The sequence below is a fragment of the Longimonas sp. genome (genome assembly GCF_046498435.1).
Taxonomy (GTDB): domain Bacteria; phylum Bacteroidota; class Rhodothermia; order Rhodothermales; family Salinibacteraceae; genus Longimonas.
Genome location: NZ_JAWOAR010000014.1, coordinates 1 through 10,304, shown reverse-complemented (window position 1 = coordinate 10,304; position 10,304 = coordinate 1). Strand labels below are relative to the sequence as shown.

Here is a 10,304-nt window from a genome sequence, read left to right as displayed (position 1 = left end):
CTGCGGATCCATACGGAAACGGGGAGGCGGGGAGGTCGTGGTCTTCGTTGTAGAGCGGCGCGTCAATGGCCTGCCCCAGATCGACCGGCGTGCTGCCTGCCTCGACGGACTGCGCCCACCACGTTTCGGCAGTGCCGTCCCACCACGTCAGGTATTCGGCTTCGGGCGAGAGCTCGGCTTCGGCCTGGATACGCTCCTGCACCTGCCGCGCATCGCCCGTGTTTACGTTGATGAGGTACACATCGTGATACGACGGAAAATCCCACGACATTTCCTGCTGATACGGGCGACTGGTGTTCGCCACGGCACGATCTGCATTTCCATTGCTGCCCACTTCGACTTCGGGACGCTCTTCGGTGGCGAGTTGTACGATGCGGTTGTCGTCATCGAGATGAGCTACCGCCTGGTAGCTGCGCTGGAGTTCGTCGTCGCGGTCGTTCAGCTGCACGCTCTGCGGACGCTCGTCTTGCCAGTGCCACACGTCCACCTCCACGGGCTCGTCAAGAAGCGTAGCGGTGGTGTCGGGCGCCGGCTGCGGGGCGGTGCCGAAGAACAGGCGCGTGCCGTCGTCCGAAAACGAGAGCGATCCGTGCTCGCTCACCCACCAGTCGTCGGGGAGGCCGTCGGTACTCCATCCGGCAACGCGCTCCGCATCTTCAGCAAGCGAAGCGTGGTAGAGCGTATGGGCAGATGCGTCGGCAGAGATGGCTTCGGCATCAACGTCGTCGCGGTTAGTGAGGAAGGCGACCTGCTCGCTGTCTTCGTCGAGGGTGAGATGGGTGTAGCTGCCGGGTCCGGTAAGCAGCGGACGCGCATCCCCGGTTTCGGTAGGCACGGCAAATACGCCGTCGTCTGTGCTGTCGGGCGTGGCGCGGGCAAAGACGAGCCAGGCGCCGTTGGGCGACATCGCGTATTCGTCGGTTGCGTGCTCGTAGCTACGTTCCTCGCCACTCTCCAGCGAACGCAGGACCAGTGTAGACCCGACATCCTCGCGCGTGTCGGAGGTGTCGGAGTCAGCGTTTTCGGATGCGTCGTCTGCATCGGCATCGGTCGTATCGGCCTGGCGGTACGCGATCCAGTTGCCACCTTCTTCGGGCAGCCGGAACGAGGCAATGTCGGGGATGCGCTCCACCTCGCCCGTGTCGACAGAGGCTACAGCGAGCGAGTCGGGCGCGTCCTCGTCGTCAGTGTCGGTGGGCGGTACGATGCGCGTGACGACGTGCTGGCTGTTTGCCGTAAACTGGGCGTCGTGGGCGCTGCGCGGCACATCCAGCAAAGGGGTGCCGTCGGACTGAGCGACGCGCAGGGTGTCGTTGCCCTGCTCGGGACCCAGCACGTAGAGCACCGACGCGCCGTTGGGCGCCAGGGCGTGCGTGTGCATCTGGTTCCAGATGGCGTAGTCGTCGTGGTCGAGCACCTGCTGTGCATGCGCGAGCGAAGCGCTGCACAAGGCCAGCAGCAAGCCGAGGGTGAGCGTCCAGCACGTACGGGGCGAAACAATGCGCATCAACAGCACCAGATTCAATGGGGGAGACCAAACGGTGCATCCAACCTACAAAGACGATGCAGCAGCTGCAATGGGAATGTGGTGAGTGGGCGTGTCGTGCAACGGGATGGGGTTGCCAGTGCTTGCTCATCCCGTTATGCCTACGGCGTGTAGTAGTAAACGCACGACATAGGAGAGCGTAACAGCATATGCAAAGCTCAAGAGCGTGCCAATAATGATGTACTCGGCATATCCGATCAACCGTCCGGCTTCATCAAGACCTGTATCGTTGAACTCGTCGTTGTATGGGGCGAGCATGCGTTGCATCCACTACCCGCCGCCATACACAACGAGGGTGCCACCGGTAATGAGCAGTCCAATTGCCAGGAAGGGCATCATGCGTTTGAGATGGATAGGGAGGACAGGTGTGGAGCAAGGGTGCGGTACTGATGCAGTGCATCGCGCACCCGTGGCCAGTGGGCGTGCTGCAGGTGTTTGCTGAACGCCTGCTGTGTGATCGGCGCAGGATGCCACTGCTCCGCCAACGCACGCTGCGAGGTGTCGCCATTGCGTAGCCAGGTAGACAGACGCAGGGAGACAGCCTGGGCTTGCGCGTCGGTCCAGTGTATAATGATATGATCGGCTAAGTCGGCGAGAGCGGCGGCAGCGATCTGTACCGGAGGCGAGGCGGCCTCGGGCAGAAGCCACTGCATGCGGTAGGGCGCTTCCAGGGCATCGAGGGCTGTTCCCGAACGGGTAAACGCAGCGCCTGTGCTTTCTGTTATGTGATTGCGATCAAGTGTGTCCACCGTGTCAATTGCACAAGCAATGCGCGTATCGCGCTGAAGCTCGGTGCGCAGGGCTGCACGAAAAAGAACGGACACCGAGAGCGCATGCGCTGGATCGGGAATCACCATTTGCCAACTGTCGCCGCGAAATACGGAGAGTGGGTAAGGCAGTGCATCCTCGTATACAGCTTGCACACGCTGATACGTATCGTGCAGCGCCTCGGCAATCAGAGAAGCCGAAGCTGTGTTGGAGTCCACAATGTCGCCGGTGAGCACTGCGTACATAGCTTTGGAGAAGGTATATTTTCACAACCAAAATTAGTTGTAAAGTTAATATGCAACGTATATAGGTTGTATTCAAGTCTCCTACGATTCACGTTTGCAACATCTCTTTCAAAAACCGTCCGGTGTGGCTGGTGGAATGCGTAGCGCTGACCGAGGATCAAGAGCGCATCTGTAGCCGAGTGTTCTACCACGGGCAGGCGCTTTGTACGCCGTACAAAAACACGCCGAGCTATGCCCGCAGGCACCGCTCGGCGTGTTCGTTTTGACCAGTATGTTGGGGCGTCCTTACACGTCGAGCACGTCGGCAATGAAGTTTTCTTGCTCGCGCTTGTGCACCTTCGCAGAGCCGGTGGCCGGGCTTGCACTGGCGGGGCGCCCGATGTACTGCGCGCGCTCTTCGCAGGTGCCGTGCAGAGCCTCCAGCAGTGCGTTGAGGCGCGGCTGCAGGAACGACCACGCCCCCATGTTGGCGGGCTCCTCTTGGAGCCAGATCACATCCTGGGCCGACTGGTAGCGCTTGAGCTCTTCGCGTACATCCTCTTTCGGGAACGGATAGAACTGCTCGATCCGCGAAATCGCAATCTGATCGCGCAGCTCCTCTTCATTCTCCAGCGCGCGTACCAGGTCGTAGTAGACCTTGCCGCTGCAGAAGACGTGCCGCTTCACGCCGAGGGGGTCGGCAGTGGCGGGAATGACTTCTTGTACGCCGCCGCTCGTTAAGTCATTCGGGGTGGATACGCAGAGCGGATGCCGCAACAAGCTCTTCGGCGTCATAATGAGGAGCGGCTTGTTTGCATCGCGCTTCACCTGGCGGCGCAGCGCGTGGAAGTAGTTCGCGGGCGTTGAAAAGTTCGCCACGATCATGTTCTGCTCAGCGCACATCTGCAGGTAGCGCTCCAGGCGCGCGGAGGAGTGCTCCGGCCCCTGACCTTCGTAGCCGTGTGGCAACAGTGCCACGAGGCTGGAGGTCTGCCCCCACTTCTGCTCGGCGCTGGACACAAACTGATCCCACACGATCTGGGCGCCGTTTGCGAAGTCGCCAAACTGTGCCTCCCACACGACCAGCGCGCTGGGCTCTTCGACCGAGTAGCCATACTCAAAGCCGCAGGCCGCGTATTCCGAGAGCAGGCTGTCGTAAACCAGCAGCTTCGCCTGATCATCCGACAGGTTATTGAGCGGCGTGTACTCGCTGCCGTCTTCCTGGTCGATGAGAACGGCGTGCCGCTGGCTGAATGTAGCGCGGCGCGTGTCTTGGCCGCTCATGCGGATGGGTGTGCCTTCTTGCAGGAGCGATCCCATCGCAAGCGATTCGGCAAAGGCCCAGTCGATGCGCTCTTTCTCGTGGAAGAGATCGCTGCGCTTCCCAAACTGCCTACGCAGCTTGCGGTGCACGTTGAAGTCGTCGGGCAGATCGGTGAGTGCTTCGACGACGCGTTCCAGATGCGGACGCTCGGCGCCGGTTTCGACGCTTGGCAGCAGTGCATCGCCCTTGCGCGTCGCGCGTTGCTCGATGATCTTTTCAGCGTCTTTCTCGTCTAGATCTTTCGTGCGTTCAAACGCTTCTTGTAGGCGCCCACGGTAGTCGTCAAGCATCTGCTCGGCTTCGTCGGGCTCCACTTCGCCGCGCCGTAGCAGCTGCTCGGTATGGATCTTACGCGGGGAGCGCTTCTCCTCAATCTTCTCGTAGAGCAGTGGCTGCGTAAAGGTCGGCTCGTCGCCCTCGTTGTGGCCGTGGACACGGTAGCACATCATATCGATGACTACGTCTTTGTTGAAGCGCTGCCGGTACTCCAGCGCCAGCCGCGCAATGCGCACACAAGCTTCGGGGTCGTCGCCGTTGACGTGGAAGATGGGCGCTTCGATAGCCCGGGCCAGGTCGGTCGCGTAAGTGGTACTGCGCGCATCCTCGGGCAACGTAGTAAATCCAATCTGGTTGTTGATGACCAGGTGCACCGTGCCGCCCGTTTTGTATCCGAGCAGCTGACTCAGGTTAAGCGTCTCGGCAACAACGCCCTGTCCAGCAAATGCTGCATCGCCATGTATGAGCAGCGGGAAGGCCGCGTCGAGCGCATCGTCTTCGGCTTGGGGATCGTGATTGCGCAGGCGGTCCTGCTTGGCGCGTATCATGCCCTGCACCACCGGGTTCACTGCCTCAAGGTGGCTTGGGTTGGAAGCGAGCGTGACACGGATGTCGTCGCCGGTAAAGCCGGTAAACGAGCCCTCGGCACCCAGGTGATACTTCACATCGCCTGAGCCTTGCGTGGTGTTCGGGTCGATGTTGCCCTCAAACTCGGAGAAGATCTGCTCGTACGGCTTGCCGATAATGTTCGCCAGTACGTTCAGGCGTCCGCGGTGGGCCATGCCAATTACGGCCTCTTCCATGCCGTTCGCTGCCGCATCCGACAGCAGTGTGTCGATGATTGGAATCATCGTTTCGCTGCCTTCGAGCGAGAACCGCTTGTGGCCGATGTACTTCGTATGCAAGAAGCGCTCAAACGCTTCTGCGGCATTCAACCGCTCCATGATGTGCCGGCGCTCCTCATTCGAAAGCGGATCAGCATTGCGCATCGGCTCAATGCGGTCCTGAATCCAGTTCTTCTCATCCGTATTCGACAGATGCATAAAGGCCGACCCGACTTTCCGGGTGTAGGCCTCGCGCAGAATGGAAAGAATATCGCGCAGGGGCAGCATCTCTTCGCCGCCCAGCCCCCCCGTAATGAACTCGCGGTCCAGGTCCCACACTGTAAGGCCGTACGTGGCGGGGTCGAGCTCGGGATGGTAGCGCCACTCGTAGCCCAACGGATTCACATCGGCCTGCAGGTGCCCGCGCACCCGGTAGGCGCGAATCAGCTGGAGCACGGCGGCCTGCTTCTCGGTCATGTCCAGGTCGTCGCCCGGCTCGCGTGTGCCGAGTTGTGGCGTGGTGTCGGCCGACATCTCGAACGGCTGATACGGCACGTTCAGATCAGCGAACACCGTGCGGTAGAAATCGTCCTCGCCCGACAGTAGCTGCTCAATGTGGTTCAGGAACTTGCCGCTCGTGGCGCCCTGAATGACGCGGTGGTCGTACGTGGAGGTGAGCGTCATTACCGGGGATACACCCGCTTTGCTCACTACATCGCCCGGGTAGCCGCGGTACTCCGGCGGGTAGCCAATAGCCCCCGCGCCCACAATCACGCCCTGCCCCGGCATCAGGCGGGCCACGCTCATCGAGGTGCCAATCATGCCCGGATTGGTAAGCGTCGCGGTCGTGTTCTGGAAGTCCGACAGCTGCAGGTCGCCGTTGCGAGCCCGGTTGATCAGGTCGTTGTAGGTGCCCAAGAACTCGGCAAAGCTCATGCTCCCCGCATCTTTCACGTTGGGCACGAGCAACGTACGCTTCCCACGGCGCTCGATGTCGATGGCCAGTCCCAGGTTAATCTGGTTCGGCTGAATGTGCTGCGGCGTACCCTCCTCATCGCGCTGGAAGGTGCTGTACATGTCGGGATACTTCTTCATCGACTGTATCAGCGCGTACGCAATGATATGCGTAAACGACACCTTTTCGCCGCCCACGCGCCGCTGATAGTCATTCAGCAGCTTTCGGTTTTCGAGGAGCAGCTTCACCGGCATCGTGCGCGCCGAGGTAGCCGTGGGCACGCCCAGGCTGTCCTCCATATTCTCCACAATCTTGGCGGAGGCGCCACGCATCGCCTGCACCTCTACGTTGTCGGCCACGCTGGGGGCCGAGGCTGGGGTGACGGGCGCTACAGCCCCATCACCAGCTGGACGCGCCGGTTTCTTGGGCACGTCAACTGTGGTGGCGTCGGGTGCAGGCTCAGACGTCGTGTCGGACGCCGCCTCCGAAGCGGAATCGCTTTCAGGCGGCTCCGCCGATGCATCAGAAGGGGTAGGAACGGCGTCTGGCGTTGCGTCTGGGGCTGGCGTTGATGCAGCCACAAACGAGGCATCCGGCTCATAGTCCGCAAAAAAGTCGCGCCAGCTCTCGCTCACGCTCTGCGGATCGTCCAGATACTGCTTGTAGATTTCTTCAATGTAGCCCGTATTGAAACCAAGAGAACTCACAGGCGGCCCGTAGATTTGTGGTGAAGGTTGTGCGGCGTCAGTGCTGTCTACGGCGTACGATAGCCGCCCCGCAAGGGTTCGTGCCGTGCTGTGCGCCTGCGCATGTTCATCTGGTGTTGAAAGCGGGATGCACCCGGCCCCGTCTTGGGCCTTGATGGCCCCCGTTTTGTAGACGCTCCTCCGTACGATTGAGGGCGGTGCAGAGCATCCCCCAGCCTACCATTGGCATCTGTGCGGTCTATTGCGTTTCCTGTAAGCAGTTTGCACAGGTCCTCCCGCCCCTCAATGCGCTCTGTCCATGCCTCGTTTGCTTGCCCTTCTGCCCGCCCTATTACTCACAGCGGGTCTTCTTCCCGTTGTATGCATGGCTGGATACGCCACAACAGCGTCTGCGGATACCATTGACAACGCTGCTGCCCACTGGGTCAGCTTGAACGAGGTGCGCTGGGTGGATGCGCCAGACGCTGCCCGCTATGAGCTTCGCTACAGCCCCGACGCTGCAATTCAGGGAACCAACGGCACGGTCACTGGAGGCAAGGGGCTGCCGCTCACGCCCACCGATCGTTCCAGCCTCGACGCTCCGTTCCGCGCCATTGCCGATGCCCCCGCCTTCACGCTTGGCCCCCTCGAAGACAACACGGCTGCCCAGGCCCTGCGCAGTCAACTCGTCGCCATCGCCTACGACGACCAGGACACCGTCATAGCGGCTACGCTCGTGCAGCGGCAGGGGGCACTCGATTCGTATTATGCCACCGATCTCCCCCTGGGCCCGCAGTACAACGACGACGGCACCGTTGCTGTGCATCTGTGGGCCCCCACCGCGCAGTCTGTTACCCTGAAGCTGTTCGATGCTGACAAGAGCCCCATCGATACCATCGAGCCTGCTGCCGAACAGCCCGATGATGGCATCTGGCGCTTCGACGGCGATGCTTCGTGGGACCGCGCGTTCTACCAGTTCGAGATTGAGGTGTACCACCCGGCCACCGACTCTGTGCACACCTTTACGGTCACCGATCCCTACGCCATGAGCCTGGCCTCCGATGGCGGATACAGCCAGTTTGTCGATCTGGACGGCGACGAATCGCTCAAACCCGAGGGCTGGGATGCCATTCAGAAAGAGCAGCCCCGTCCGTCCAGCATCTCCGTGTACGAAGCCCACCTGCGCGATTTCAGCATCCACGACCGCACCGTGCCCGAAGCCCATCGCGGCACCTACCGCGCCTTCACCCACGCCGATTCTGATGGGATGCAGCATCTACAGCGTCTTCAGGAGGCAGGTCTTACGCATCTCCACTTGCTGCCCTTCAACGACATTGGCACGGTGCGCGAAGCCCCGTCCGAGCGTATTGAACTGTCGGATGCGTACGGTAATCTCTGCGATGTAATGGAGCCGCCACTCCCCGACAGGTGCGACACTGGTGCCGAAACGCCGATCCGCACGGTGTTCGATTCACTGGCGACCGAGGACCCGGCCACCCCGCGCATCCAAGAGCATTACCATCCCGACGACGAGGCGGGGCTGGCTGCGTACGACGGATTCAACTGGGGCTACGATCCCGTGCACTTTAATGCGCCCGAAGGCAGCTACACCACCGAGCCCGACGGGGCCCAGCGCGTGCTGGAGGTGCGCGAAATGGTGAGTGCGCTTCATGACATTGGCCTGTACGTGGCGCAAGACGTGGTCTACAACCATACGCATGCCTCGGGCCTCGCCGATAACGCCGTGTTCGACCAGGTGGTACCCGGCTACTACCACCGCTACGATCCGGTGACCGGTGCCATTGAGACCTCAACCTGCTGCGACAACACCGCCGCCGAGTTCGCGATGGTGGAGCGCTTTATCATCGACTCGGTGCGGCTCTGGGCCACGCACTACAAGATCGACGCCTTCCGCTTCGACCTGATGGGCCACCACCCGCGCTCGGTCATGGAGCACATCACGGAGGCGCTGTCCGACCTGACGCTTGACGACCACGGCGTGGATGGCGACGGCATCTATCTGTACGGCGAAGGCTGGAACTTTGGCGAGGTGGCTAACGACCGCTTGTTCGACCAGGCGCGTCAGTTCAACATGGGCGGCACCGGCATCGGCAACTTCAACGACCGCATCCGCGATGCCATTCGTGGGGGTAATTTTACGGATACCGGGCGGCAGCAAGGCTTTGGCAATGGCTTGCACCTATTTCCGAATGAAGATGCCGACAGCGACTCCCGAGACGCGCTTTTGGAGGCCGCCGACCGCATCCGCGTGGGCATGGCGGGCAACCTGGCGTCGTATCGCTACGAAAACCGCACGGGCCGGGTCGTCACCGGGAGCCACGAAGACATTGGATATGCCGAACAGCCGCAGGAGTCGGTGAACTACATCGACAAGCACGACAACGAAACGCTCTGGGACAACACCCAGACGAAGCTGCCCCGCGACCTCTCGATGGAGGAGCGCGTGCGGGTGCATGCCTTCAACAATGCGTTTATCCTGTTCGGGCAGGGCGTGCCGTTCTTTCAGATGGGCACCGACCTCTTGCGCTCCAAGTCGCTCGACCGCAACAGCTACGACTCGGGCGACTGGTTCAACCTGGTCGACTTTAGCCGCGACCGCCACGGCTGGGGGCGCGGACTGCCGCACGCCCGAGACAACGAGCCGCGCTGGGATGCGATGCGCTCGTTCCTGCGCGACAGCACGTACACCGTTGAGCGCGACCACATGGAACGGGCACACGCTGTGTTCCAGGAGCAACTGTCCATCCGCTACAGCACGGGACTCTTCCAGATAGGAACCGCCGATCTCATCAACGAGAGCGTAGCCTTTCACAACACCGGCCCCGACCAGATTCCGGGCCTCATTGCCATGACGATTGGGGATGCGTGCCAGGACTTCGGCGGCAATCTCGTTCTCGAGTTTGCTGCTGATTACGACGGCCTGCTCGTCCTCTTCAATGCCGATCGCTCTGCGCGCACCATTGATCTGGCATCGCTCGGACTGGGCGACCTGCCCAATCTGGAGCTGCACCCGATTCAGGCCGAGAGCGTAGATCCTGTGCTCCAAGAGGCCGCCTACGATGACGGCACCGCCACCGTACCGCCGCTCAGCGCGTCTGTTTTTGTAGCGCCGCAAACAGATGGCATCGGCGATTTTGTGTGCAACGACCGGTAGAGGACCACGCTACAAGGATGATAAAAAAACCGTAGGGACACGGCGCGCCGTGGTACGTGTTTAGCGCAGGAAGAAACAGGTGCAAACGCATCGCCCGAAGCCGCTCCCCTGGAGAGGGGAGCGATTTGGGGGTTGCTGCTTTACCTTACACCCTAACGTCATCCTGATTCCCGACAGGAGTCGGGAGGAAGGATCTCAACGCCTACCTCGCACAGGTGGCACGATCCCCGCATCTCCGGCCCCTCCCTAATGCCTCGGGCTAAGGAAACCTCGAATCGGATGCCTATGGCCTGTCCTGCACGGTTGGCACGAGCTGCCCCATACCAGGCGCCCCTTTGCAGACACCCCTTTGCAGGCGTGGCGGCATTGCTTTCCAACAGGTCATCCTGAGATGCTTCACTGCGTTCAGCATGACGACAGAGGAGAGAGCGCCTCACAATGCCGAGCTGTTGTTCGCGCCCCCCAAGTCATCCTGACGCCCCCGGCGGAAGGATCTCAACGCCTACCTCGCACAGGTGGCACGATC

General features: G+C 61.3%; 5 protein-coding genes. 1 reads left to right on the top strand and 4 read right to left on the bottom strand.

Annotated elements, in window-relative coordinates; genetic code table 11:
- From R6U20_RS00635 to R6U20_RS00620, 4 genes are all read right to left on the bottom strand, one after another.
- Positions 1–1,507 (bottom strand): hypothetical protein (locus R6U20_RS00635; RefSeq protein WP_410335938.1); only part of this gene is annotated, 1,507 nt, incomplete at its 3' end.
- A gap of 126 nt (positions 1,508–1,633) precedes the next feature.
- On the bottom strand, positions 1,634–1,813 hold the full coding sequence (locus R6U20_RS00630; protein ID WP_410335937.1) for a hypothetical protein: 180 nt from the start codon (positions 1,811–1,813) through the stop codon (positions 1,634–1,636).
- 68 nt (positions 1,814–1,881) lie between these two features.
- Complete coding sequence (locus R6U20_RS00625; RefSeq protein WP_410335936.1) at positions 1,882–2,559, bottom strand: hypothetical protein; 678 nt, start codon at positions 2,557–2,559, stop codon at positions 1,882–1,884.
- A gap of 285 nt (positions 2,560–2,844) precedes the next feature.
- Positions 2,845–6,624, bottom strand: a complete 3,780-nt coding sequence (locus tag R6U20_RS00620; RefSeq protein ID WP_410335935.1) for a multifunctional oxoglutarate decarboxylase/oxoglutarate dehydrogenase thiamine pyrophosphate-binding subunit/dihydrolipoyllysine-residue succinyltransferase subunit — start codon at positions 6,622–6,624, stop codon at positions 2,845–2,847.
- A 298-nt stretch (positions 6,625–6,922) separates the two neighbouring features.
- Here R6U20_RS00620 and pulA point away from each other — a divergent pair, with 298 nt between their 5' ends.
- Positions 6,923–9,778, top strand: coding sequence for a pullulanase-type alpha-1,6-glucosidase (gene pulA, locus R6U20_RS00615; protein WP_410335934.1), 2,856 nt, complete (start codon positions 6,923–6,925; stop codon positions 9,776–9,778).
- The last annotated feature ends 526 nt before the right edge of the window (positions 9,779–10,304 follow it).

Coding starts and splice junctions, on each gene's coding strand:
- R6U20_RS00630 (WP_410335937.1), bottom strand. CDS start 1,813: ATGCAACGCATGCTCGCCCCATACAACGACGAGTTCAACGATACAGGT.
- R6U20_RS00625 (WP_410335936.1), bottom strand. CDS start 2,559: ATGTACGCAGTGCTCACCGGCGACATTGTGGACTCCAACACAGCTTCG.
- pulA (WP_410335934.1), top strand. CDS start 6,923: ATGCCTCGTTTGCTTGCCCTTCTGCCCGCCCTATTACTCACAGCGGGT.